The sequence below is a fragment of the Serratia sp. T13T92 genome, from assembly GCF_047530105.1.
GTDB classification, from domain to species: Bacteria; Pseudomonadota; Gammaproteobacteria; order Enterobacterales; family Enterobacteriaceae; genus Chania; species Chania fonticola.
This window is the reverse complement of sequence record NZ_JBLJAK010000016.1, coordinates 1-25,932: the sequence shown is the minus strand read 5'-3', so window position 1 is coordinate 25,932 and position 25,932 is coordinate 1. Positions and strand designations below refer to the sequence as shown.

22 protein-coding genes are annotated in these 25,932 nt (G+C 55.3%); 11 read left to right on the top strand and 11 right to left on the bottom strand.

Going from position 1 to position 25,932, the window contains the following annotated elements:
* Positions 1-101: 101 nt before the first annotated feature.
* On the bottom strand, positions 102-1,214 hold the full coding sequence (gene apbC, locus ACMV5I_RS15940) for an iron-sulfur cluster carrier protein ApbC (protein ID WP_021805051.1): 1,113 nt from the start codon (positions 1,212-1,214) through the stop codon (positions 102-104).
* 160 nt (positions 1,215-1,374) lie between these two features.
* Here apbC and metG point away from each other — a divergent pair, with 160 nt between their 5' ends.
* Entirely contained in the window at positions 1,375-3,405 is a 2,031-nt protein-coding gene (metG, locus tag ACMV5I_RS15935; protein ID WP_024528561.1) for a methionine--tRNA ligase, read from the top strand.
* Between the two features lie 339 nt (positions 3,406-3,744).
* Here the strand turns inward: metG and ACMV5I_RS15930 are convergent, their stop codons facing one another.
* Positions 3,745-4,110, bottom strand: a complete 366-nt coding sequence (locus ACMV5I_RS15930; protein WP_164721872.1) for an endonuclease domain-containing protein — start codon at positions 4,108-4,110, stop codon at positions 3,745-3,747.
* A gap of 228 nt (positions 4,111-4,338) precedes the next feature.
* Here ACMV5I_RS15930 and ACMV5I_RS15925 point away from each other — a divergent pair, with 228 nt between their 5' ends.
* The 7 genes from ACMV5I_RS15925 (at position 4,339) to sanA (ending at position 11,804) form a co-directional block, all read left to right on the top strand.
* Positions 4,339-5,412: a sugar ABC transporter substrate-binding protein gene (locus ACMV5I_RS15925; RefSeq protein WP_414824792.1), complete on the top strand. Its 1,074-nt coding sequence runs from the start codon at positions 4,339-4,341 to the stop codon at positions 5,410-5,412.
* 135 nt (positions 5,413-5,547) lie between these two features.
* Positions 5,548-6,771 carry an MFS transporter gene (locus ACMV5I_RS15920; RefSeq protein WP_414824791.1) on the top strand — a complete coding sequence of 408 codons (1,224 nt, stop codon included), beginning with the start codon at positions 5,548-5,550 and terminating at the stop codon, positions 6,769-6,771.
* 139 nt (positions 6,772-6,910) lie between these two features.
* A complete protein-coding gene (locus ACMV5I_RS15915; protein WP_021180584.1) occupies positions 6,911-7,318 on the top strand; it encodes a CidA/LrgA family protein in 408 nt (135 codons plus the stop codon).
* A complete protein-coding gene (locus ACMV5I_RS15910; RefSeq protein WP_261457011.1) occupies positions 7,315-8,010 on the top strand; it encodes a CidB/LrgB family autolysis modulator in 696 nt (231 codons plus the stop codon). Before ACMV5I_RS15915 ends, ACMV5I_RS15910 begins: the two co-directional genes overlap by 4 nt.
* 137 nt (positions 8,011-8,147) lie before the next feature.
* Entirely contained in the window at positions 8,148-9,032 is an 885-nt protein-coding gene (gene cdd / locus ACMV5I_RS15905; RefSeq protein WP_414824790.1) for a cytidine deaminase, read from the top strand.
* Positions 9,033-9,188: 156 nt separating this feature from the next.
* Positions 9,189-10,886 carry an NAD-dependent malic enzyme gene (locus ACMV5I_RS15900; RefSeq protein ID WP_141131753.1) on the top strand — a complete coding sequence of 566 codons (1,698 nt, stop codon included), beginning with the start codon at positions 9,189-9,191 and terminating at the stop codon, positions 10,884-10,886.
* A gap of 165 nt (positions 10,887-11,051) precedes the next feature.
* Entirely contained in the window at positions 11,052-11,804 is a 753-nt protein-coding gene (gene sanA, locus ACMV5I_RS15895) for an outer membrane permeability protein SanA (protein ID WP_074028798.1), read from the top strand.
* Between the two features lie 301 nt (positions 11,805-12,105).
* Here sanA and mglC read toward each other — a convergent pair whose 3' ends face one another.
* From mglC to ACMV5I_RS15860, 7 genes are all read right to left on the bottom strand, one after another.
* On the bottom strand, positions 12,106-13,116 hold the full coding sequence (gene mglC, locus ACMV5I_RS15890; RefSeq protein ID WP_046808124.1) for a galactose/methyl galactoside ABC transporter permease MglC: 1,011 nt from the start codon (positions 13,114-13,116) through the stop codon (positions 12,106-12,108).
* 11 nt (positions 13,117-13,127) lie between these two features.
* Positions 13,128-14,636: a galactose/methyl galactoside ABC transporter ATP-binding protein MglA gene (gene mglA, locus ACMV5I_RS15885; RefSeq protein WP_021180578.1), complete on the bottom strand. Its 1,509-nt coding sequence runs from the start codon at positions 14,634-14,636 to the stop codon at positions 13,128-13,130.
* 127 nt (positions 14,637-14,763) lie between these two features.
* Positions 14,764-15,756, bottom strand: coding sequence for a galactose/glucose ABC transporter substrate-binding protein MglB (gene mglB / locus ACMV5I_RS15880; protein ID WP_021180577.1), 993 nt, complete (start codon positions 15,754-15,756; stop codon positions 14,764-14,766).
* A 257-nt stretch (positions 15,757-16,013) separates the two neighbouring features.
* Positions 16,014-17,051: an HTH-type transcriptional regulator GalS gene (gene galS / locus ACMV5I_RS15875; protein WP_024485749.1), complete on the bottom strand. Its 1,038-nt coding sequence runs from the start codon at positions 17,049-17,051 to the stop codon at positions 16,014-16,016.
* 129 nt (positions 17,052-17,180) lie between these two features.
* Positions 17,181-18,362 (bottom strand): DUF418 domain-containing protein YeiB, encoded by a 1,182-nt coding sequence (yeiB, locus tag ACMV5I_RS15870; RefSeq protein ID WP_414824789.1) that lies wholly within the window; start codon positions 18,360-18,362, stop codon positions 17,181-17,183.
* A gap of 67 nt (positions 18,363-18,429) precedes the next feature.
* A complete protein-coding gene (gene folE, locus ACMV5I_RS15865) occupies positions 18,430-19,095 on the bottom strand; it encodes a GTP cyclohydrolase I FolE (RefSeq protein WP_021180574.1) in 666 nt (221 codons plus the stop codon).
* Between the two features lie 316 nt (positions 19,096-19,411).
* Positions 19,412-20,569: a YbfB/YjiJ family MFS transporter gene (locus tag ACMV5I_RS15860; protein ID WP_414824788.1), complete on the bottom strand. Its 1,158-nt coding sequence runs from the start codon at positions 20,567-20,569 to the stop codon at positions 19,412-19,414.
* Between the two features lie 105 nt (positions 20,570-20,674).
* Between ACMV5I_RS15860 and ptrR the strand changes: the two genes are divergently transcribed.
* The 3 genes from ptrR to fghA all read left to right on the top strand — a co-directional run bounded on the left by ptrR (position 20,675) and on the right by fghA (position 23,651).
* Positions 20,675-21,577: a putrescine utilization regulator PtrR gene (gene ptrR / locus ACMV5I_RS15855; RefSeq protein WP_261143209.1), complete on the top strand. Its 903-nt coding sequence runs from the start codon at positions 20,675-20,677 to the stop codon at positions 21,575-21,577.
* A gap of 91 nt (positions 21,578-21,668) precedes the next feature.
* Positions 21,669-22,793: an S-(hydroxymethyl)glutathione dehydrogenase/class III alcohol dehydrogenase gene (locus ACMV5I_RS15850; RefSeq protein ID WP_024485753.1), complete on the top strand. Its 1,125-nt coding sequence runs from the start codon at positions 21,669-21,671 to the stop codon at positions 22,791-22,793.
* 15 nt (positions 22,794-22,808) lie between these two features.
* Positions 22,809-23,651: an S-formylglutathione hydrolase gene (gene fghA / locus ACMV5I_RS15845; RefSeq protein WP_174333418.1), complete on the top strand. Its 843-nt coding sequence runs from the start codon at positions 22,809-22,811 to the stop codon at positions 23,649-23,651.
* Between the two features lie 184 nt (positions 23,652-23,835).
* Here the strand turns inward: fghA and gsiD are convergent, their stop codons facing one another.
* Positions 23,836-24,741, bottom strand: coding sequence for a glutathione ABC transporter permease GsiD (gene gsiD, locus ACMV5I_RS15840; RefSeq protein WP_024485755.1), 906 nt, complete (start codon positions 24,739-24,741; stop codon positions 23,836-23,838).
* Between the two features lie 12 nt (positions 24,742-24,753).
* On the bottom strand, positions 24,754-25,674 hold the full coding sequence (gene gsiC / locus ACMV5I_RS15835; RefSeq protein WP_414824787.1) for a glutathione ABC transporter permease GsiC: 921 nt from the start codon (positions 25,672-25,674) through the stop codon (positions 24,754-24,756).
* Positions 25,675-25,932 lie beyond the last annotated feature (258 nt).

Below are 25,932 nucleotides of genomic sequence, written 5' to 3'. Positions count from 1 at the left end.
ACTTCCAAAAGAGCAGGGGCTATCAGCTCCCTCTCCCTGTGGGAGAGGGTTGGGGTGAGGGGGAGACGAGAGCACTAAACTAACAATTTAATGCAGGGCAATCACAGAGCGCGGAAGGAGATCTCGGTAGGGATGGCTTCCCCCTGCCAATACATTTGAGCAGCGACGCGCCCCGCCAGTTGACGGTACATCTCGGCAAACTCGCTGTCCGGGCGGCTGACCACGGTCGGTTGCCCGCGATCCAGATCTTCCCGCAACGAGATATGCAACGGCATCTGCCCCAACAGGCGGCTATGGTATTTCTGCACCAGTTTCTCTGCCCCACCGGTACCGAAAATTGGCTCGTGGTGACCACAGTTGCTGCACACATGCATGCTCATGTTCTCAACGATGCCCAATACTGGCACATGCACCTTTTCGAACATCACAATGCCTTTGGCGGCATCAAGCAGGGCGATATCCTGTGGTGTCGTCACCACCAGCGCACCGGTCACCGGGATATTCTGCGACAGGGTCAGTTGGATATCCCCGGTCCCTGGCGGCATATCCAGCACCAGATAATCCAGATCCGGCCACAGCGTATCCTGCAACAGTTGCAGCAGCGCCTTGCTGGCCATCGGCCCGCGCCACACCATGGCGTTGTCGTCGGTCACCAGGTAGCCGATAGAGTTGGTCGCTAAACCGTGCGCCATGATCGGAGCCATATGCTGGCCGTCCGGCGAGGTTGGGCGTTCATGTTCAGTCCCCAGCATGTTGGGGATCGACGGGCCATAAATGTCCGCATCCAGGATCCCCACTTTGGCACCTTCGGCGATCAGTGCCAGCGCCAGGTTGACCGCGGTGCTGGATTTCCCCACCCCGCCTTTGCCTGAACTGACGGCAATTATGTTACGCACGCCCTTCACACCGGCCTGGTCATTGGCGCGTTTCAAGGTGGTGATATCGTGTTTCAGCTTCCATTCGATAGCTTGAACGCCGGTCACGCGCAGCAGTTCGGCGCTTACCGATTCTTTCAGCGCCTCAAACCCGCTTTGCCAGGCAAACGGCATGACCAATTCGATATGCAGGACATTGTCCAGTAGCGTGCAGTGGTGGATGGCTTTCAGTGCGGTCAGGTTGTTTTTTAACGTCGGGTGTTCGAAGGCGGCCAATACTCCGGTCACCAGGGCGCGCAGAACTTCAGGGTTGGTCTGCTCAGGGGATTTGGCGTTCATCCCGGCTCCTTGATTTTGAATGGATAGCAACCTGATAAGCATATCAGAACTGCAGGGTAACTCGCTCGTATAACCCGAAAGAAACCGCCCTAGCAGCAGAGAGCGCGATCGGGTAACATCAAAGACCCTTTTCACTCATTAAAGAAAGCAACTTTTCATTATGGCTCAAGTCGCGAAAAAATTATTGGTGACGTGCGCGCTACCGTACGCAAATGGTTCCATCCATCTCGGCCACATGCTCGAGCACATCCAGGCAGATATCTGGGTTCGTTACCAACGAATGCGCGGCAACGAAGTTCATTTCATCTGTGCGGATGACGCGCACGGTACGCCAATCATGCTCAAAGCACAGCAGATGGGTATCCCGCCGGAAGAGATGATCGCGGAAATGAGCCGCGAGCACCAACAGGATTTCGCCGGTTTTGGCATCAGCTATGAGAATTATCATTCGACCCATAGCGAAGAAAACCGTGAACTGTCAGGTGTGATCTATGGCCGCTTGAAAGAGAACGGTCATATCAAGCGACGCACCATTTCTCAGCTTTACGATCCCGAGAAAGGCATGTTCCTGCCGGATCGTTTTGTGAAGGGCACTTGCCCGAAATGTAAATCTCCGGATCAATATGGCGATAACTGCGAAGTTTGTGGCGCAACCTACAGCCCAACCGAGCTGATCGACCCTAAATCCGTGGTTTCCGGCGCTACCCCGGAAATGCGTGATTCTGAGCACTATTTCTTCGACCTGCCTGCTTTCAGCGACATGCTGCAAGCCTGGACACGCTCCGGCGCGCTGCAAGAGCAGGTGGCAAACAAGATGCAGGAATGGTTCGAATCCGGTCTGCAACAGTGGGATATCTCCCGTGATGCACCGTATTTCGGCTTCGAAATCCCGGATGCCCCAGGCAAATATTTCTACGTCTGGCTGGATGCGCCAATCGGTTACATGGGCTCGTTCAAGAACCTGTGCGATAAACGCGGCGATCTGGATTTCGACGAGTTCTGGCGTAAAGACTCCACTACCGAGCTGTATCACTTCATCGGTAAGGATATCGTCTACTTCCACAGCCTGTTCTGGCCAGCGATGTTGGAAGGCAGCGATTTCCGCAAGCCAACCAGCCTGTTTGTGCACGGCTATGTGACGGTGAACGGCGCCAAGATGTCCAAATCGCGCGGCACCTTCATTAAAGCTGGCACCTACCTCAAGCACCTGGATGCCGATTGCCTGCGTTATTACTACGCCGCCAAGCTCTCTTCACGCATCGACGATATCGACCTGAATCTGGAAGACTTCGTGCAGCGAGTGAATGCGGATATCGTGAACAAAGTGGTCAACCTGGCCTCCCGTAACGCTGGCTTTATCAACAAGCGTTTTGCCGGGCAGTTAGCCGATCACCTGGCCGACCCTGCGCTGTACCAGACCTTTGTTGATGCTGCCACCAGCATTGCGCAGGCCTATGCCAGCCGTGAAACCAGCCGGGCGATCCGCGAGATCATGGCGCTGGCCGATCTGGCCAACCGCTATGTCGATGAGCAGGCTCCTTGGGTCGTAGCGAAAGAAGAAGGCCGCGACGCCGATCTGCAAGCTATCTGTTCGATGGGCATCAACCTGTTCCGCGTACTGATGACCTACCTGAAGCCGGTACTGCCTGCATTGACCGAACGTGCCGAAGCGTTCCTCAACTGCGAACTGAGCTGGGATGGCATTGAGCAGCCGCTGCTGGGCCATCAGGTGAGCACCTTCAAGGCGTTGTTCAACCGTATCGATCTCGACAAAGTGAATGAAATGGTAAATGCATCAAAAGAAGATCTGGCAGCCAGCCAGAAGGTTGTCAGCGGCCCGCTGGCGGACGATCCGATCCAGGACACCATCAGCTTTGACGATTTTGCCAAGGTCGATATGCGCATCGCGCTGATCAAGAGCGCCGAGTTTGTTGAAGGCTCCGACAAGCTGCTGAAGCTGCAGTTGGATCTGGGCGGTGAATCACGCCAGATCTTCTCCGGTATTCGCTCTGCCTACCCTGATCCTTCACTGCTGGAAGGGCGTTTGACGATTATGGTGGCCAACCTGGCACCGCGTAAAATGCGCTTTGGCGTTTCCGAAGGGATGGTGATGGCGGCTGGCCCTGGCGGCAAGGAGATCTTCCTGCTCAGCCCGGACAGCGGCGCACAGCCTGGCATGCAGGTTAAGTAAGCTTTTGTAATATATAGCAAAGTCCCCTCTCCCACAGGGAGAGGGGACTGATCGAGTTCGTTGATCTCTCTGAGTTATACCCAGCCTTTCTTCTTACTCCTTACTTTCCGACCTAGTAATACCTACCTTCTATTTACTCCTTACTTTCCGAAGCCGCACGGACTAACTATACGCTCCGGACAGCTCCCTCGCCCTCAAGGGGACTGATCGAGTTCGTTGATTTCTCCGAGTCATACCCAGCCTTTCTTCTTATTCATTTCTTTCCGAAGCAGCACGGGCTAACTATATGCTCCGGGCAGCTCCCTCGCCCTACGGGAGAGGGTTGGGGTGAGGGGTATCTCAGAAGCCAGAATGAGGGGACATACGACCCTGCAGATGCCATAAAATCACCTGTCTCACACCCTCCCAATTAAGTAAAACCTCATCGTTCCAAAAACGAATCACGGTAAAACCCTGCTGCTCTAAAAAATGGGTACGCTGCTGATCATAAGCCACCTGCACCGAATGCTGGCCGCCATCCAGCTCAACAATCAGCTTCGCCTGCCAACACGCAAAATCGGCAAAGAAAGGCCCAACCGGAAATTGTCGCCGAAACTTAAACCCCGCCAAGCGGCGATCGCGCAGTTGCAGCCACAAGGCTAGTTCTGCCTCGGTCATATCAGATCTTAAACGGCGTGCCTTAATCAGCGTGATTGCACTCTTCATCAGCCAAGATTACCGCCACCAGCACCGTCGATCTCCCGGCTCCTGCCAAAACTGCGCACCCCATCCAAACCAATCGTTATAACACCTGAGAAAAATTCATAAGCCGGTGGATTCCCAATTGCCAGGCATCTGGTTATGATGCTGCATTGCATGCTATAGACGTCTAGACAGAAAGATATCTAAACATCCAATTTTACCGGGAACTCTTCACCTGCTTCGGAGCCAATAATGAAAACGATAAAGACCTCACTGCTCGCCCTCAGCCTGCTGACCAGCCTGCCCCTGCTGGCCGCTGAAGCCACGCTTGCCCCCGTTCCTGACGCTATTGCCCAGCATCAAGGGCAGATCCGCGTGGCGGTGATCCGTAACCTGGGTTCCGATGACAACACCACCCAGTTTTTGGCCGGAGCAATCCAGGAGGGGCGCAAGCTCGGTTTCAAGGTCGATACCTTCCTGAGCAACGGCGATGACGCGCGTTTTCAGGACTTCGTCAACCAGGCCATCAGCCAGAAGTATGACGGCATCATTCTTTCTCAAGGCCGCGCGCCCTATTCCACCGATCTGGTCAAGCGCATCGCTGCGGCAGGTATCGCGGTGTCGGCCTTTGATACCGACGTTAGCGGCGAGATCCCCGGCGTCACCGTTTCCCAACAGGATGATGCCTCGCTGGCCAATGAATCCTTCGGCCAGTTGATCAAAGACTTCGACGGTAAGGCCAACATTATCAAGCTGTGGGTTGCAGGCTTCCCGCCGATGGAGCGCCGCCAGGCCGCTTACCAGCAGTTGCTCAAGCAAAATCCGGGCATTCATGAGTTGGAATCGATCGGGGCGGTTTCCTCCGACGTCCAGGGCGATACCGCCAATAAAGTCGGTGCGGTGCTGGCCAAATACCCGAAAGGCAAAATCGACGCCATCTGGGGCACTTGGGATGCCTTCAGCCAGGGAGCCTATAAAGCGCTGCAAGAAAATGGCCGCACCGAGATCAAGCTCTACAGCATCGATATCTCCAACCAGGATCTGCAACTGATGCACGAAGCCGGTAGCCCGTGGAAGGTCAGCGTTGCGGTTGATACCAAGCTGATCGGGGCGGTCAACCTACGCCTGATTGCCAACAAGCTGGCGGGTGAGCCAACGCCTGCCACCTATCAGTTTAAAGCCGCCGCCATCCCGCAGGCCTTGCTGGTCAGCCAGACCGGTCCAATCAACGTAGCCTCGCTGGGCAAAATTATTCCAGGCTGGGGCAGCAGCGAAGACTTCATCCAACCCTGGTTTGCCACCCTGCAGGCCAAATCCGGTAAATAATGCTGTTTTACCGAGGGGCTACAGACGTAGCCTCTTTTTTTTAAACAATTTTTCCGTTGCCCTCTTCTCTACACCACAAAATAAGCTACTGTAGTTGCATTGACGTAATAACTGTATGCATCAACAGGTTTGGTTATGAAGGGATTCCCCCCACTGATTAAAATATTGCTGGCAAGTTCGCTGGTGCTGACCATAGGCCGTGGCGTCACGCTGCCCTTTATCACCATTTACCTGACCGAGCACTTCCATCTGCTGCCGAAAAACGTGGGCATTATCTTGGGCGTCAGCCTGACTATCGGTATCATCAGCAGCTTTAATGGCGGCTATCTGGTCGATCGCTTTAATAAAAATCCGCTGATCCTGCTCGCCATCCTGCTATTTTCGCTGAGCTTTTTTGCTATCCCATGGGTCTCGCGCCCCGCTGGCGTTATCCTGGTGCTGGCCATCTTGCATACCGCCTATGCGGTGCTCAGCATCGCCATCAAGGCCTGCTTTGCCAGTTGGTTGCCGGTAAATCAGCGTATCAAGGCGTTCTCGATCAACTATACGCTGGTGAACGTTGGCTGGGCCGTCGGCTCATCGTTGGGCGTGATGGTAGCCGGTTACAGCCCACTGCTGCCGTTCTACCTGTCCGGCGGGTTGGCGTTACTGACTGTGATAACCCTGAGCTTCCGCCTGCGCAGCTATCCATCGCCACCGATAGAAGACACTGGCAACACTCCACCGTCGGTTCTCAACTTCCGCCAGACGTTGAAGGTGCTACGCGGCGATCGGCGGCTGATTTATTTCACCCTTGGCAGCACGTTAGGCGCGGTGGTGTTTGGCCAATTTACCGGCTATCTGTCGCAGTATCTGATCATCGTTAGCGATGCCGAATTTGCTTACAAAGTGATTGGCGTGGTGATGATCGTCAACGCCTGCATCGTCATCGCCCTGCAGTATCTGCTGAGCCGCGGTATGCGCCAGGACAACATGCTGCGCTGGCTGATGCTGGGCACGCTGTTCTTCGTCCTGGGGCTGATCGGCTTTATGCTGGCAGGCCTTTCGATATGGTTATGGGTGCTGGCCATGGCGATTTTCACCCTGGGGGAAATTATCGTCATTCCGGTCGAATATATGTTTATCGACTTTATCGCCCCGCCTCACCTGAAAGGCAGCTATTACGGCGTGCAGAGCCTGAGTAATCTGGGAGGTGCCATCAACCCGGTGATGTGCGGTTTCCTGCTGAGCTATGCGCCACCGCCGGTCATGTTCCTGGTGTTGATCGCCGCCGCGTTGTTCAGCCTGCTGTTCTTTTTCCTCGGCCATCGTTTGGCGGAACAGCAAAAGCCGCTTGCCAGCCTAAACAACACGGAATAGCCTGGCCCGCTACACTTAAGGCGGGCCGTAATCTTGCCAAAATGGCATGATAGGCATAGCGAGAATTCATGATGCGTTTTGTGGCGTAGCTCACAGCTTAATTGTATGATGAATGCGTCAACATCAACGAGAATGCACTATGGGCAACCTATTTAACCTGTGTTGGAAATATGTCAGGGCGATCGTGCTGATCTACCTCAGCCTGTTCGCCGGTAACGCCATTGCGGCGCTGCTGCCGATCGCCATCCCCGGCAGCATTATCGGGATGTTGATCCTGTTTGCCCTGCTCTCCTCACAAATTCTACCGGCCAAATGGGTCAAGCCTGGCTGCCATCTGTTTATCCGCTATATGGTGCTGCTGTTCGTGCCAATCGGCGTCGGTATCATGAAGTATTACGACCAGATAGTTGACGATTTAGCTCCGCTAATCGTGTCTTGCCTGATCAGTACGCTGCTGGTGTTTGTGGTGGTTGGCTATACTTCACATTACTTCCACCGCGAGCGTCCCATCCTCGGTAAAGCAAAAGATGCGGGGGATGAGCAATGATGCAAAATATCTGGTGGTCCTTACCACTGACCCTGGTGGTGTTTTACGCGGCACGCAAGCTGGCGCAAAAGCTCCACATGCCGTTGCTGAACCCATTATTGGTCTCGATGGCGGTGATTATCCCGCTGCTGTTGCTGACCGGCATTCCTTATGAACGCTATTTTCAAGGCAGCAAAATCCTCAACGATCTGCTGCAACCGGCGGTGGTCGCCCTTGCCTTTCCGCTATACGAGCAGATCCATCAGATCCGCGCGCGTTGGAAATCCATCATCACCGTCTGTTTTATTGGCAGCATGACCGCAATGATCAGCGGCGGTGCCATTGCCCTGCTGATGGGGGCCAAACCCGAGATTGCCGCCTCGATCTTGCCCAAATCGGTGACGACTCCGATAGCCATGGCGGTAGCCGAGTCGATTGGCGGCATCCCGGCCATCAGCGCGGTGTGCGTAATTTTTGTCGGTATTCTGGGGGCGGTTCTTGGCCATTCGCTGCTTAGCCTGTTGCGGATCAACACCAATTCATCGCGCGGTTTGGCAATGGGTACCGCCTCGCATGCGTTGGGGACAGCACGCTGCGTAGAAATGGATTACCAACAGGGCGCATTCAGTTCGCTGGCTCTGGTTATCTGCGGGATTATCACTTCCCTGGCCGCGCCGTTCGTGTTCCCGATACTGCTGCGGCTGTTTGGTTAACGGCTAAAAACCTGCGATACGTCTCGCATTTATAAGTTTCATTGCAGTTGTTTCATTAAAAAATAGATACAAGTCACATTTTGTTGTGGGCCGGTTGCCTAAAATGTTAACCCGTTAACTTGTAGAGAGACTTCCTTATGCATTCTCGCTTTCACTCCGCCTACAGCGAATTGCCTGCTGCCTTGCAAACCGCCCTGCTGCCTTATTTAGATGCGCCTGATTTCGCAGCCATGTTCAAGGCCGAGCAGATCGCAGCGATCAAGCAACAGTGCGGGTTGGATGACGATGCTCTGGCCTTTGCTCTGCTGCCATTAGCGGCGGCCTGCTCGTTAACGCCGATTTCGCATTTCCACGTCGGGGCGGTGGCGCGTGGCGTCAGCGGCAACTGGTATTTTGGTGGCAACATGGAATTCCGTGGTGCACCTATGCAACAAACCGTGCATGCGGAGCAGTGCGCTGTCACGCATGCCTGGTTGCGCGGCGAAGCCAAACTGGTTGCGGTCACCGTCAACTACTCACCCTGTGGCCACTGCCGCCAGTTTATGAATGAACTTAACAGCGGCACCGAGTTGGAGATCCACCTGCCTGCACGGGCAACCGCCACGCTGGGTGATTACCTGCCTTACTCCTTCGGCCCGAAAGATCTGCAAATCAGCGAGTTGCTGATGGATCCGGTCGATCACGGTTTCCAACTGACGCTGGATGATGAACTGGCGAAAGCTGCCCTGGATGCCGCCAATCGCAGCCATGCTCCTTACAGCACCGCCCATAGCGGCGTAGCGCTGGAAGCCGAAGACGGCAAGGTTTACGCAGGTCGCTATGCAGAAAACGCCGCGTTCAACCCTAGCTTGCCGCCATTGCAGGCCGCCCTGATCCTGATGAATGTCTCCGGTGGCGATTGCCAGAAAATCCGTCGTGCCGTATTGGCAGAAGCGGAAGGCGCAATCCTGACCCAGTGGGATGCCACCCGCGCCACCCTGGCGGCCTTGGGCTGCGAAGACGTCCAACGCGTCACCTTCTGATCCCTCAGGCGGAGCCAGCGTGCTCCGCCGCAATCCGTCTAAAAAAACAGCAACAAGCGACAATTCCTCATTATTTACTAACAAATGCTGTACATATTTTGCCGATATCTTAGGATCGGCAGTAATAAAGCTTACCCTAGGCAAAGAGTAAAACTGATGGAACTGGAATACGAAAGCAAACGCCCTCTCTACATCCCCTACGCTGGCCCCATTCTGTTGGAGTTCCCGTTACTGAACAAAGGCAGCGCCTTTTCCGAAGAAGAGCGCAGTAACTTCAACCTGCACGGCCTGCTGCCGGAAGCGATAGAAACCATCGAAGAACAGGTGGAACGCGCTTACCGTCAGTATCAGGATTTCAAGAACGATAACGACAAGCACATCTACCTGCGCAATATTCAGGACACCAACGAAACGCTGTTCTATCGCCTGCTGGATTCGCACCTGAGCGAGATGATGCCCATCATCTATACGCCAACCGTGGGTGAGGCCTGTGAGCATTTCTCCGATATCTATCGCCGCGCGCGTGGGCTGTTTATCTCCTACCCCAATCGCGATCGTATCGACGATATGCTGCAAAACGCCACCAAGCAGAACGTAAAGGTGATTGTGGTCACCGACGGGGAACGCATCCTTGGCCTGGGCGACCAGGGCATCGGGGGCATGGGTATTCCAATCGGTAAGCTCTCCCTGTACACCGCCTGTGGCGGCATCAGCCCGGCCTATACCTTGCCGGTGGTGCTGGACGTGGGCACCAACAACCCACAGCGCCTGAACGATCCGCTCTATATGGGGTGGCGTCATCCGCGTATTTCTGGCGATGAATATCACGCCTTTGTGGAAGAATTCATCCAGGCGGTGAAACGCCGTTGGCCGAACGTGCTGTTGCAGTTTGAAGATTTCGCCCAGAACAACGCCACACCGCTGCTTAATCGCTATCGTGATGAGCTGTGCTGCTTTAACGACGATATCCAAGGCACCGCCGCCGTGACGCTGGGCAGCCTGATTGCCGCCAGCCGTGCTGCTGGTAGCCAACTACGCGATCAAACCGTTGCCTTCCTGGGTGCCGGTTCCGCAGGTTGTGGTATTGCCGAGCAGATCATTGCCCAGATGAAATCCGAAGGATTGAGCGAAGAAGAAGCCCGCGCCCGCGTGTTCATGGTTGACCGCTTTGGCCTGCTGACGGATAAGCTGCCGAACCTGCTGGATTTCCAGAGCAAGCTGGTGCAGAAAAGTGCCAGTCTGCAGCAATGGCAGGTGGAGAGCGATGCGATCTCCCTGCTGGAAGTGGTGCGCAACGCCAAGCCGACCGTGCTGATCGGCGTCTCTGGCCAGCCGGGGCTGTTTACCGAAGAGCTGATCCGTGAGATGCACAAGCATTGCCCGCGTCCGATCGTGATGCCGCTGTCCAACCCAACCTCCCGCGTGGAAGCCCGGCCAGAAGATATCATCAACTGGACCGACGGTGCTGCACTGGTCGCCACTGGTAGCCCGTTCTCACCGGTAACCTATAAAGACCAGCTGTTCCCGATTGCCCAGTGCAACAACTCCTATATCTTCCCAGGGATTGGCCTTGGCGTATTGGCTGCAGGGGCAAAACGGGTCACCGATGCCATGCTGATGGCCGCCAGCCGAGCCCTGGCCGACTGTTCTCCGCTGGCTACCGACGGCCACGGCGCACTACTGCCGAATATCGATGATATTCAAGGCGTATCCAAATGCATCGCGATGGAAGTGGGCAAAGCTGCTCAGTTGCAGGGTGTAGCAGTGGTGACGTCGGAAGAGGCGTTGTCTAAAGCCATCGAGCATAACTTCTGGCGTCCGCAGTATCGTATCTACAAGCGTACCTCGTTCTAAGTTCCTCACCGGGCCTGTTAATCAGGCCCGGTTCTCACGCCTAGACAAGATTATGCTGAAAAATGCAGCGTAATACCTGCGGTAAACGGCTCATTGCTTGCGTCTGCCGGGCAGGTAAAGTAGCCTTGAGTCTTACTTTAGCCCTCGTTCGCGCAAGGCATCAACATGTGGAAACGCCTGATAATTAGCCTGTTCATCATCATTTCGGTGCTGATGCTGTCGGCTATCGCGCTCGATCGCTGGATAAGCTGGAAAACCGCGCCTTACATTTACGAAGAAATGCAAACGCTACCACACCGTCAGGTGGGGGTGGTGCTTGGCACCTCCAAATATTACCGTACCGGAGTGCTGAACCAATATTACCGCTACCGTATTCAAGGGGCGATCAACGCCTATAACAGCGGCAAGGTGAAGTACCTGCTGCTGAGCGGCGATAATGCCCAGCAAAGCTACAACGAGCCGATGACCATGCGCCGCGATCTGCTGGCCGCTGGCGTTGCGCCTAGCGATATCGTGCTCGACTACGCCGGTTTCCGTACCCTCGACTCCATCGTCCGTACGCGCAAGGTATTTGATACCAACGACTTCATCATCATCACCCAGCGTTTCCACTGCGAGCGCGCCCTGTTTATCGCCCTGCATATGGGCATCCAGGCGCAATGCTATGCGGTACCTTCGCCAAAAAACATGATGACGGTGCGCGTACGCGAGATCTTTGCCCGCCTGGGAGCCTTGACCGATCTGTATATCCTCAAGCGTGAGCCCCGCTTCCTTGGCCCATTAATCCCGATATCTGCGATGCACAAGGTGCCGGAAGATGCACCGGGTTACCCGGCTGTGTCGCCGGAGCAGTTGGTAGAGCTGGAGCACAAGCTCGCGGCAGAAAAGCTTAAAGCCCAGCAGCAGAAGAAAAGCTGAGTTTGACCTCACGCTTCAGCGAGCGCCCCTCACCCTAACCCTCTCCCAAAGGGCTAGGGGACCGTATGTGCCACAAATTAACTCCTGCGTCTGACCACAACACCGAATGCGTCATGGCCACAAATAAACTCCTGTCCCTGAACGCAGCTCCGTTCTGCCCCCTCTCCTTTTTGGGGAGAGGGTTGGGGTGAGGGGGAACAGCGACGACTGGAATAACACTAAGATGGTATATCTGTCGTGTTACATAGCAAAAGCAAAACGGCCAGCAGATGCTGGCCGTTATCGTAAAGCGCAAACAGACTTATTTTTTCTTGGCGTACTTCAGGGAGTCCAACGCTACCGCGAAGATGATAATGCTACCCTTGATAATGTACTGCCAGTAAGGGTTCACGCCGATATAGGTCAGGCCATAGTTGATGACGGTAAAGATGATCACCCCGGTCACCACGCCCAGCACCGTACCTACCCCACCGGCGAACGACACCCCGCCGACCACACAGGCCGCGATAGCATCCAGTTCATACATAAAGCCGAGGTTGTTGGTGGCACTACCGATACGGCCCGCCTCCAGTAAACCGCCAAAGGCATAGAACACCCCGGACAGCGCATAAATCATGATCAGGTTCAGCGGGACGTTGACGCCAGAGACTTTCGCCGCTTCCGGGTTGCCGCCGATGGCGAAGATATTCTTGCCGAAGCGGGTTTTATTCCACAGCACCCAGACAAAGGCGATCGCAATAATGGCGTAGAAGGTGATATATGACAGCTTGAAGTCACCGAATCGCAAGAACCCTTGGGCAAAGGTGGAGAATTTCGGATCGAAACCGGCCACCGGTGAAGCCCCCACGTAATCGTAATACAGGGAGTTGATCCCATAAACGATGATCATGGTGCCCAACGTGGTGATAAACGGCGTCACGTTGAGATAGGCGATAATCAAGCCGTTGACCAGGCCAATCACCGCGCCCACGGCGCAAACCAGCAAGATCACCAGCGGGATCGACCAGGTTTCCATCTGCGGGAACACTTTGTTGACGTTATCCATCGATTGCAGCAAGGTCGCGGCAATTACCGCTGCCAACCCTACCTGACGCCCGGCGGAAAGGTCTGTCCCCTGCGTGACGATCAGCCCGGCCACGCCCAGCGCAATGATAATACGCACCGAGGATTGGGTCAGGATATTACTCAGGTTCATCAGGCTTAAAAAGGTTGGGTCCTGGATAATAATAATCGCCAGTAACACCAACAGGACCAGATAAATGCCACCCTCTTTAAAATAGGTGAACAAGGTTTTTTTATTTAGTGCGCTCATAATTACGATCCTTAAAGATGCAAGGAGGCTAGCCGCAATATTTCATTTTGCGAGGTCTGTTTGGTATTCACAATGCCCGCAACCTGACCATTACTCATCACCAATATTCTGTCGGTAATTCCCAAAAGCTCCGGCATTTCGGAAGAGATTATAATGATCCCCTTGCCCTTCTTCGCCAATTCGGTCATTAACTGGTAAATTTCAAACTTGGCCCCCACGTCGATACCGCGCGTTGGCTCATCCATCATCAGGATTTCCGGCTGTGTCAGCAGCCAGCGGCCAATGATCACCTTTTGCTGATTACCGCCGGAAAGCGAACCGATATTGGTATGGTGGCCCGGCGTTTTCACCCGCATGGCATCGATCACCCATTGGGTGTCGCTTTTCATCCGGTTATTATCCAGCAGGCCCATCTTGTTTTTGTATTGCCGAATATTGGCAATCAACGAGTTAAAGCCAATATTCAGGTAAGCATAAATACCGGTGGAACGACGCTCTTCCGTCACCAGGGCAAAACCGTGGTTGATGGCTTCGTTAGCACTGTTATTGTTGATATTTTTACCGTGCAGCTTGATGGTGCCGGCCACCTTCTCGCGGATGCCAAACAGGGTTTCCACAATGTCGGTGCGCTTGGCGCCCACCAGCCCGGCAATGCCCAGGATCTCCCCCTGATGCAGATCAAAGGAGATATCGCGGATCGAAGGCTGGCGCAAAGAGGTCAGGCCTTTCACCTCTAAAATCACCTCTCCCGGCGTATTCTGACGGTCGGGGAAACGCTGGCTCAGCGAACGCCCAACCATCATCGAGATAATCTTGTCCATATCCAGCCCTTCCAGCGGCTGGGTGGCGATCCATTGGCCGTCGCGCAGAATGGTGATTTCATCACATAGCTGGAAGATCTCTTCCATCTTGTGCGAGATATACACGATGCCGCAGCCACGCTCTTTCAGCTTACGGATAATGGTGAACAGATGATTCACCTCCTTCTCGGTCAGAGAAGAGGTTGGCTCATCCATAATCACAATTTTAGCGTTGTAGGAGAACGCCTTGGCAATTTCGATCATCTGCATCTGGGATACCGAAAGCGTGCCGACTTTGGCGCGGGGATCGATATCAATATCCAGTTCGTCGAAAATTTCCTTGGTGTCTTTGTACATCTTGTCCTGATCGACAAACAGCCCTTTGGTCGGGTAGCGCCCCAGCCACATGTTGTCCATCACGGTACGTTGCAACACCAGGTTCAGTTCCTGGTGCACCATCGAAACGCCCTGTTCCAACGCCTCTTTGGAACTTTTGAAATCGACTTCCTGCCCCTGAAACAGAATACTGCCGGAGTCTTTTTTATAAATGCCAAACAGGCATTTTAATAAGGTGGATTTTCCGGCGCCGTTCTCCCCCATTAGTGCATGAATGGAGTTTGGACGTACGCGTAAATTCACTTTGTCTAATGCCTTTACGCCGGGAAACGACTTACTGATATCCGTCATTTCCAGTAGCCACTCACGAGAGTTTTCGGCCATAAATAGTCCTGGCTAATTCTGGAACCAGCACTCTCCCAAGCTGGCTTGCAGCAGTGGAGAATTAACGGGTTCTTCTAATAAGTTCCCCCGCCTAAACACCGGCGGGGGCATTTCTCTCTATCTCGGTTTATTTCACAAACTGAGACAGGTTATCTTTATCTACACCCACGTAAGGAATACGCACGATTTTATCGACGATCTTCCATTGGGTGCCGTCAGCAGCAGGTTTGCCCGCGGCCAGGTTCTTCGCCAGATCGAAGGTCGCCTTCGCCTGATTGTCGGCATCGTTCAGCACGGTACCGGCCATCGCCCCGGATTTCACCATTGCCAGTGCTTCTGGCAGGGCATCGACACCGAAGACCGGAATGCTGCTCTTGTTGTGAGCTTTCAGGGCTTCAACCGCACCCATGGCCATCGCGTCGTTGTTAGCGATGACCACTTCGATCTTGTTGGCGTTAGGGCCAGACAGCCAGGCATCCATCTTGTCTTTAGCCTGAGCGGTATCCCACATCGCGGTGTCCATCTGCAGTTGCTGAGTCTTATCGCCTTTTTCATTCAGCGTTTTGATCACGTAAGTGGTACGCGCTTCAGCATCCGGGTGGCCCGGCTCACCTTTCAACAGCACATATTGGATCTGGCCGTCTTTGTTCAGATCCCAGGCAGGGTTGGCTTTCCAGTGTTTGGCAATCAGTTCGCCCTGGATCACGCCAGACTCTTTAGAGTCGGTACCGACGTAATAGGCTTTGTCGTAGCTATCCAACGCCTTGCGAGAAGGTTCTTTGTTGTAGAACACCACCGGGATATCGTTGGCACGCGCCTTGTCAATCACCACCGGAGCAGCGGCAGGGTCCACCAGGTTGATCGCCAGCGCTTTTACGCCTTTGGCAATCAGTACGTCGATCTGGTCATTCTGCTTGGACTGGTCATTCTGTGAGTCATTCATCAGCAGCGTGACATCCGGAGAAGCCTTGGCATCTTTCTCGATCGCCTTACGCACCACCGACATAAAGTTGTCGTCATATTTGTAAATCGTGACGCCAATGCGGGTATCAGCATGCGCAGCTGCGCCAAACATCATGCTTGCGGCCAGCGCGGCCAGGGTGAAAACCTTCTTATTCATTGTCTGTCTCCGGTTTGTAGAGGGTCGTACTCGGTATTAAGCCTTTAGCCACAATGCACACAGTTGGGCGTGGCAGTTTCAAAAGAATTCCTGTCATCCATGTTGCTTGTTATTCCTGTGATGCTGTGTCAGCGCCAGATTAAAAGTTTGGCTGGCAAGAGCCTTTGCGCTGGAAAACGACTAGAGCATAGACGGCACTATGTTAATAATCTGTGAATTTTCTCACAGATTGAAAACGGTTACACAATATTAAATGTTCAGAGAGTGACCGAAGCCTCACTTTGCCACGGCGCGACAGAGTGGCGGCGTACCAGCGTCGGCATGAACAGGTGTGAAGCCTGAGGTTCAAGCAGCCCGGCAGCGCCCTTCAGCGCCAGCTCCGTAGCCAGGGTGGCCATTGAAACGATCGGATAACGGATGGTGGTCAACTTGGGGCTGGTATAGCGGGCAATGGGGATATCATCAAACCCCACCAGCGAGAAATGCTGCGGCACTGTGATACCGTTTTCTTTCAGCACCGCCATCGCACCGGCTGCCATGGCGTCGTTATAGGCGAATACGGCGCTCAGGTGCAGGTTGCGGCCCAGCAGTTCAACCATTGCCGCTTCACCGCCTTGCAAATCCGGTGAGCCGTAGGCCCGCCAGCTATCCGGTGGGGAAAAACCGGCCGCGGCCATCGCCTGGCTATAGCCTTGCTGGCGCAGCGGGCCGTCTTCGATGGGGTGATCGGAGCCCAGATAACCGATCCGCTGATGCCCCTGCGAGAGCAGCAAGCGCATGGCAACTTCTGCGCCAAACACATTGTTCAGGCCAACGCAGCGGTGCTCATAGCCCGTTACAATTCTGTTAATTAACACCATGCCGGGGATCTGATCCATAAAGGCGATCAGTTCCGCGTCGCCTAACGCTTTTGCATGAACAATCAAGGCATTGCAGCGTTGACGGATCAGCACCTCGATGGCATGGCGCTCTTTGTCCGCCTGATGGTAACTGTTGCCGATCAGCAGATATTTGTGGTTTTGCTGCGCCACCGTGTCTACCGCTTTCACTAACGCGCCGAAGAACGGATCGGAGACATCCATCACCACCACGCCCAGCGTTTCACTGCTCTGGGTAGCCAACGCCTGCGCGTTGGCGTTTGGCCGATAACCCAGTTCCGCCACCGCCTTCAGCACCTGTTCGCGGGTCTCTTTGCTGGTCAGGGCACTGTTGTTCAACACTCGCGAGACGGTAGCGACGGACACACCCGCACGCTTCGCCACATCGCGAATGGTGGTTGAATGCACAGAATTCATGAAACGTCCCGAGGTCGACAGAGTAGACAGTGGCGTTATCCTACCCCGATTGTCATCCTCCTCAGCGTGAATTCCGTCACAGGAAAGAAAACGTTTACATACAATTTTTTAACCTACCTGCGCCAGATCTCATTTTGTCGGCTGACGGAGACTTTCGCCCGCAGCAAGGGAAGTCAGCTTGCGCCATAGCCATTCCATCGGGCCCTGTGCGAAGTAACGCAGCCACAGCGTGGAAAACAGCAGGTTGGCCAGCCACACCAAGGGAACGACCGCCAATAGCTGCAAACGGTCGAGCTGTTGATAGAGGCCGAAACGAAAGAACAGCGTGCTGCAAATCAGGGTTTGTAGCAGGTAATTACTTAGCGCCATCCGCCCGACCTGGGTTAACCAGTGGCTGATACGCAGGCGGGAAAGCGTTGGCCAAAAACCGTAGACCAAAGCCAGGTAGCCAATGGCCTGCAGCGGCGAGCCCAACTCACGCGGCACCTGCAACAGAAAACCACTCCAGCGATAATCCCAATTCAGATGCCACTGCAACAGCACACCGGGCAACTGGATCAGCAATGAAAGCGGTATCAGCCAGGCGGCCTGACGGCGGTAGTAAGCCGGTGAATAGCTGTTACGCAGCCAACCGCTGCGCATCATGCCTGCACCAAACAGCATCAGCCCGGCCAATTGCCAGCCATACTGCGCACCGATGGCTATCAGGCTGGAAGAGAGCAGATCCAGACGGCTGTGCCAGGCTTCCGGCCCGCCTTGCAGCTTCCAGAACTTCTCATACTGCAATTCGGCCACGCTCGGCTGCCAGAAACTGCCCGGCTCACCGTGAGAGATAAACCCTAGCAGCAGCAACACCGCCACGCCGATCAGATACAGCACCGCACCGGTTTTCAACAGGGTGAAGGTATTCTGTGCGTCACGGATCATCCGCCAGCACACCAGGCCGATCAGCCCGTAGGCCAGCAGGATGTCCCCATCCCATAAGAAAATGGCGTGCCCGAGGCCAATCAGGACCAACCAGGATAACCGGGCGCGGATCCAGACTTTGCCCCGCCGTAGCAGCAGTTGCAGCCCGGCCCCAAACAGCAGCGCGAACATGGCAAGGAACTTGACCTGAGCGAACAGATCCAACAGTGCCCAGGTCCAGATATCGCGTGTGGAGGGCATCCCCAGATAGGCAGGGTTGAGATAGGCGGCTTTCGGCAGGCCAAATGCGCTGATATTCAGCAGCAGAATGCCAAGGATGGCGATACCGCGTACGCAGTCCAGCGTAGCAATGCGTGGTAGCCGGGGAGTTTCGTTAGCGTTCATGTTATTCCGCTGTATTTCAATCAGTAAAAAGGCGCCCACAGGCGCCTTCATCGTCACAGCTCAGCCATCAACCGTGATGGTGACGCACCGCACGCAGGAACTCCTGGCGCGTATTCTGGCTGGATTTGAACAGCCCGCCCAGCGACGTGGTGGTGGTAGCACTGGTAGCGTCACGAATACCACGAGCTTTAACGCAGTAATGCACTGCATCGATCGATACCGCCACGTTGTTGGTGCCTAACAGCGTTTGCAACGCCACCAGGATCTGCTGAGTCAGCCGCTCCTGTACCTGCGGGCGGCGGGCAAAGAACTGCACGATGCGGTTGATTTTCGACAGGCCAATCACCGAGTCTTTAGGAATGTACGCCACGGTGGCTTTACCATCGATGGTCACAAAGTGATGTTCGCAGGTGCTGGTCAAGGTAATATCACGTACCGTTACCATTTCGTCCACTTTCATCTTGTTTTCGATGACGGTGATCTTCGGGAAGTTGGCGTAATCCAGACCGGAGAAGATCTCATCGACATACATTTTCGCAATACGGTGTGGCGTTTCTGCCAGGCTGTCGTCGGACAGATCGAGGTTCAACAGCTGCATGATTTCCGTCATGTGCTCTTTGATACGGCGCTTGCGCGTCTCGCGATCCAACACTTCCCCACATAACGGGGTTTCCAGGCCGCGCGCTTCAAGCGCCGCGTGCACCAGTGCAGCTTCATTACTTAACGATGTCATGGCGATGTATCTCCAGCAGGTGGCCCCGGCAATATCCCCGTAGTCTTTCAAATTGCAGCGTTATTATTGGCTGTTGGTTACTTGCCCCGTGTGATGAGGACGCAGTATACAGCGCCCCTACTAAATCCAGGGAAAGAGCTAACTGCAGCTTGAAAGACGACGGATAGATAACGTGAACCCGATCAATATTTTCCCCCACTCTAGAGGAGAGTGAGACGTTTATCCAGTGATTGTGTTTCATCCTGGTATGAAAAATCCGCATCCAGCCCGTAGCAGGCTGGCTGCGGCTATCCCACATTTTTTGTATGTATTTTACTCAAGATAAAGTTGGCTTGTTTGCCGTGGCCCGCGCCGGGGTATTGATCACCAGCACACCGGCGATCATCAGCCCCAGTACTGCCACATACAGCGCGGGTTCCAGGCGATGCGTCAGTGCCGTTGACACCGCAGAGAGCATCGGGCCAACCAACTGGCCGATGGCATAACCCGTGGTCAACAACCCGGCCATATAACGTGCGTGATTCGGAGCCAATTCCCTACCGTGCTGGATAGATAGCTGTACCACACTGAGGAACCCACCGCCGGTTAGCATGGCCCCTATTGCCAGGCCGGTAACGCCCGGCACCACTTCGGCACAAAGCACGCCCAGTGCCTGTACCCACAGCGTGATCGCCAGGCGGGTCTGCGTGGTGAGCCGATGACGGGTTGCAATACCGATAATAATCCCCAGTACCGCCGCACCGCCAAAAATCGGCCAGACAAACTGGGCGAACAGGCTGTCAGGGAAACGAGCCGCCGCCATCTGTGACAGGAAGGTCGCAGGCAGGATATAGCCAAAGCCCGCCAGGCTGTAGCTCCACACCAGGCACTTTAATGCCGGGGTGAGCACCAGTGGCTCAGGCTTCACATCGGGACGATGCAGCTCCCCTGCCCTTGGCAAATTAATGCTGATCGCGGCAATTAACACCAACGCCAATGCGCCATATACCAGCCAGGCCTGCGAAGCGCTCAAGCCCCAGCTGTTGATCGCCACCGCCAGCATGCCGCTGATGAATATCCCGGCCCCAGGCCCGGCAAAGACTGCAGCACTCAACGCTGGGCGGCCATAATGCGCCAACCGCTCGTTAGTCCAGGCCGCCACCAGCACCATCGACCAACCGCTGGCCCAACCAATCGCAAAGCGCACTGCACCGTGCAACCACTCCCCCGATACCAAGGCAGACAGCAGCGTCAGTGCCACCGCTCCCCACACGCCAAGCCACAGACGGCGCTCCACATGGCGGCTGGCACGCATCGCGTCATAGGCACCGCACAGGTAGCCCAGGTAGTTCAACGCCGCCACCAGCCCGGCCCCGGTCAGAGTGAACTGGTGCTCAGCAATCATCAGCGGCACCTGCGGGGTAAAGGCAAACCGGCCAATCCCCATCGCCACGATCAAAGCAATAAAACCACTCAAGGCTATTTTTAGCGCCATCGCTGTATCCAACCTGTTAAAAGAAAGTTGCGGCTAGCATGCCGCAGTATTACACTCACAAAAACTGAATAATACTCATCAAGTTCATCACGAAAAGAGAAGGTTATGGATCTCACCCAACTGCGCATGTTCTGCTGCGTGGCCGAAACCGGCTCCGTCGCCCGTGCCGCCGAGCAATTGCACCGCGTACCGTCAAACTTGACCACGCGCCTGCGTCAGCTCGAGCAGGAACTGGGCACCGATCTGTTTATCCGTGAAAAGCAGCGCCTGCGCCTCTCGCCGATGGGCCATAATTTTCTCTGCTACGCCCACCGCATTCTGGCGCTAAGTGAAGAAGCCATGAGCATCACCCATGCCGGGGAACCGGCCGGCAACTTTGCGCTTGGCTCGATGGAAAGCACCGCCGCCACCCGGCTACCTACTTTGCTGGCAGCTTATCATCAGCGATTCCCGCAGGTTTCCCTTTCGCTGGCTACCGGCACCTCCGGGGAAATCATTGAGCGTGTACGCGCGGGAACCTTGGCTGCCGCCTTGGTTGATGGCCCGTTGCAACATGATGAACTGAACGGCTGCGTCGCTTTCCCCGAACGCATGGTGGTGATCACCTGCCTGGACCATCCGCCCATTCACAGCGCTCAGGATGTCAAAGGGGAAACCCTGTTTGCCTTCCGCGCCAGCTGCTCTTATCGCCTGCGCTTGGAGTCCTGGTTCAAGCGTGACGGTTCATTGCCAGGTACCATCATGGAGATCCAGTCTTATCACTCCATGCTGGCCTGCGTGGCCAGCGGTGCCGGGCTGGCGATGATCCCGTATTCGGTGCTCAACCTGCTGCCCGGCTACAAGCGAGTCAAAGTTCATTCACTCCCTGCCGACATTGCCGAAACTGCCACCTGGCTGTTATGGCGGCGTGATGCGTTTGGGCCAAACGTCCGCGCGTTAAAACAACTGATTATAGAACAGGCTGAAAGTTCGGAGGTGGAGGCCGAGTCCATCCTCCTGACAGAGTAGGGGCGCCGCAAGTGCTGCCCATTCAGATATCAATGAATTAATTCGGGTCGAACATGTTCGACCCCCTAAAAGTAACGATTAGGAGAACATGATGGAATTTATCAAAACCCGTGCTGCCGTGGCTTGGGGGCCGAACCAGCCGCTGAAGATTGAAGAAGTCGATCTGATGCCGCCACAGAAAGGTGAAGTGCTGGTGCGCATCGTCGCTACCGGCGTTTGCCATACCGATGCCTATACCCTGTCAGGCAAAGATCCGGAAGGCGTGTTCCCGGCGATCCTGGGCCACGAAGGCGGCGGCATAGTCGAAGCGATCGGCGAAGGCGTGACCAGCGTTGCCGTCGGCGACCACGTGATCCCGCTCTACACCCCAGAATGCGGCGAGTGCAAATTCTGTAAATCCGGCAAAACCAACCTGTGTCAGGCCATCCGCGCCACCCAGGGCAAGGGCCTGATGCCGGACGGTACCACCCGCTTCTTTAAAGACGGCAAGCCGATTTTCCACTACATGGGCACCTCTACCTTTGCTGAACGCACCGTAGTACCAGAAATCTCACTGGCAAAAATCAGCAAAGAAGCGCCGTTGGAAGAGGTTTGTCTACTTGGTTGTGGCGTCACCACCGGCATGGGTGCAGTGATCAACACCGCCAAGGTCAAGGCTGGCGATACCGTGGCTATCTTCGGCCTGGGCGGCATCGGGCTGTCGGCGATTATCGGCGCTCAGATGGCCGGTGCCAGCCGCATCATCGGTATCGATCTCAACACCAGCAAGTTCGAACTGGCTCGCAAGCTGGGCGCGACCGACCTGATCAATCCAAAAGATTACGATAAACCTATCCAGGACGTGATCGTCGAGCTGACCGACGGCGGGGTCGACTTCTCCTTTGAATGTATCGGCAACGTCAACGTGATGCGTTCAGCGCTGGAGTGCTGCCACAAGGGCTGGGGTGAGTCGGTCATTATCGGCGTTGCCGGTGCCGGTGAAGAGATCGCGACCCGTCCGTTCCAACTGGTGACTGGCCGCGTCTGGCGCGGTTCTGCCTTTGGTGGCGTGAAAGGCCGCAGCCAACTGCCGGGGATCGTGCAGCGTTATCTGGACGGCGAGTTCGCACTGAACGACTTTATCACTCATACCATGGGGTTGGAGCAGATCAACGAAGCATTCGATCTGATGCATGAAGGCAAATCGATCCGTTCCGTGATCCATTTCGATAAATAAGCCAGGAGGCAGAGGATGACGATGTCATTAGAACTTCTCGAAGAGCACCGCATGTTCGGTGGTTGGCAACAACGTTACCGCCACGCGGCGCAGAGCCTGAATTGCAACATGACGTTCAGTATCTATCTGCCACCACCGCGCGACGATAATCCGCCGCCGGTGCTGTATTGGCTGTCGGGTCTGACCTGCAATGATGAAAACTTCACGTTGAAAGCCGGTGCCCAGCGCGTTGCCGCCGAGCTAGGGCTGGTGCTGGTGATGGCAGATACCAGCCCACGCGGCGATGAGGTGCCGAATGACGAAGGTTACGATCTGGGCCAGGGGGCGGGGTTCTACCTCAATGCCACTCAGGCACCCTGGGATCAGCACTTTCGCATGTATGACTACATCAGCGATGAGCTGCCAGCACTGATCAAGCAGCATTTCAGCGTCAGCGATCGTCAATCCATTGCGGGCCACTCGATGGGCGGCCATGGTGCGTTAATGATGGCAATGCGTAACCCGCAGCGTTTTCGTTCGGCGTCGGCCTTTGCGCCGATCGTCAACCCTTGCCAGGTGCCTTGGGGCCGTAAAGCCTTTGCGGCCTATCTGGGGGATGACGAAACGCAGTGGCTGCAATATGACAGTTGCCATTTGCTGGCCAGCGGGGCGGAGCAGCTCCCGATGTTGATTGACCAAGGAGATGGGGATCAGTTTCTGGCAGATCAGCTGCAACCGGCCAAGCTGGCGGAGTTGGCACGCCAGCGCGACTGGCCGTTAACCCTGCGTATTCAGCCGGGTTACGACCACAGCTACTTCACCATCGCTACCTTTATCGAAGATCATCTGCGTTTTCATGCCGAGCATCTGTATAAATAATCGATACTCCCCTCACCCTAACCCTCTCCCTCAAGGGAGAGGGGACCGATCGAGTAAGTTTGAAAATGCAGTGACGCACCTTGGATGAAGGAGTGATCGAATTTGCTGAGATAGCCTCTTTAACTTCCAAAAGAGCAGGGACTTTCAGCTCCCTCTCCCTGTGGGAGAGGGTTGGGGTGAGGGGTCATCCCTTCAGTTTCGGATCCAACGCATCACGTAGCCCATCGCCTAACAGGTTAAACGCCAGTACGGTAAAAAAGATTGCCAGGCTGGGGAAAATCGCCACATGCGGGGCAATCACCATATCCGCCCGCGCTTCATTGAGCATCGCACCCCATTCCGGCGTTGGCGGCTGCGCCCCCAATCCCAAGAACGACAGGCTGGCAGCGGTAATGATTGAAGTACCGATACGCATGGTGAAATAGACCACGATCGACGAGATGGTGCCCGGCAAGATATGCCGCAGAATGATGGTCCAGTCCGAAGCGCCGATACTGCGCGCCGATTCAATGTAGGTCAGGTGCTTCAGCACCAGAGTATTGCCACGCACCAGACGCGCAAACGCCGGAATGCTGAAGATGGCCACGGCGACAATCACGTTGGCCATGCCGCTGCCCATGATCGCCACCACGCCAATCGCCAGCAGAATACCGGGGAAGGCAAACAGCACGTCGCTGATGCGCATTACGATGCGATCCCACCAGCCTTCGTAATAGCCCGCCAACAGCCCGAGCACCGTGCCAATCACGCTGCCAACTAGCACCGAGAACACCCCGGCAGCCAAAGAGATCCGCGCTCCCATCAGAATACGGCTGAAAATATCCCGGCCCAGCGAATCCACCCCAAGCCAGTGCACCAGCGAAGGCCCTTCATTGAGCCGATCGTAATCAAAGAAGTTTTCCGCATCAAAAGGCACCAGATGCGGTGCCAGCAGCGCAGCGGCCACCAGCAGCAACACAAACACGCCGGCCACCATTGCGACCTGCTGGCGACGAAAGCGCCGCCAGAACTCATGCCAAGGCGTACGCACTGCGTTGGGATTAATCACCGGCATTGCCTTGAGCGCGGCATTACGCCGCCAATACTTCATCATACGGCCTGCCTATTGGTAACGAATCGAAGGGTTGATTGCCGCATACAGCATATCCACCAACAGATTAATCAGAATAAATTCCAGCGAGAACAGCAGCACTTCGGCCTGGATCACCGGGTAATCGCGCATTTCTACCGAATCCACCAGCAAGCGCCCCAACCCCGGCCAGTTAAATACCTTCTCGACCACGATCGAGCCACCCAGCAGGAAACCAAACTGTAGGCCCATCATGGTGATCACCGGGATCATGGCGTTGCGTAGCCCGTGTTTGACGATCACCAGTGTCTCCGGCACGCCCTTGGCGCGGGCGGTGCGCATGTAATCTTCCTGCATCACCTCAACGAACGAGGCGCGGGTGAAGCGGGCCATCACCGCCGCTACCGCAGCGCCCAGCGTGATTGAAGGCAAGATGTAATGCAGCCAAGTATCCGCTCCGACCGTCGGCAGCCAGCCGAGGTTGACCGAGAACACCTGCATCAGCAACATCCCCAACGCAAAGGCCGGGAATGAGATGCCCGACACGGCCAGCGTCATCCCCAGCCGATCCGGCCAGCGGTTGCGCCATACGGCGGAAATCATGCCGATCGCCATGCCAAAAATCACCGCCCACACCATGCTGGCGATGGTCAGCCAGAAGGTTGGCATAAAGCGCGAGGCGATCTCTTCACTGACCGGGCGTTTGGACACCATCGACGTGCCGAAATCGCCCTGCAAAATATTGACAAAGAAATGCACAAACTGCTGTGGCAACGGCTTGTCCAGCCCCAGATCCTGGCGCACCAGTTGGACAACGGCTTCGTCGGCCTCCGGCCCCGCCGCCAACCGCGCCGGATCGCCCGGCAGCATGTGGACAAACAAGAACACCAGCACGGCCACGATCAGCAGCGTCGGGACCAGGCCCAGCAGGCGTTTTAGAAAATAATTAAGCATTCCCCTCACCCTAACCCTCTCCCACAGCGAGAGGGGACTGAATGTGCTACTGATTAAGTTCCGTTGCTAACCTCACCACCGGAACAGTGCCATAAATTAACGCCTGTAACTGTTCACAACACCCATCTGCTCCCTCTCCCTGTGGGCTGTCTCTTATACACAACTCGGCATCTTACTGTTTTTTATGGGAATTATTTCAAGCGAATCAATAGGGCACTCGGAAAAATTCTCTTTAAAATCAGCCTGCTATGTTTCTCA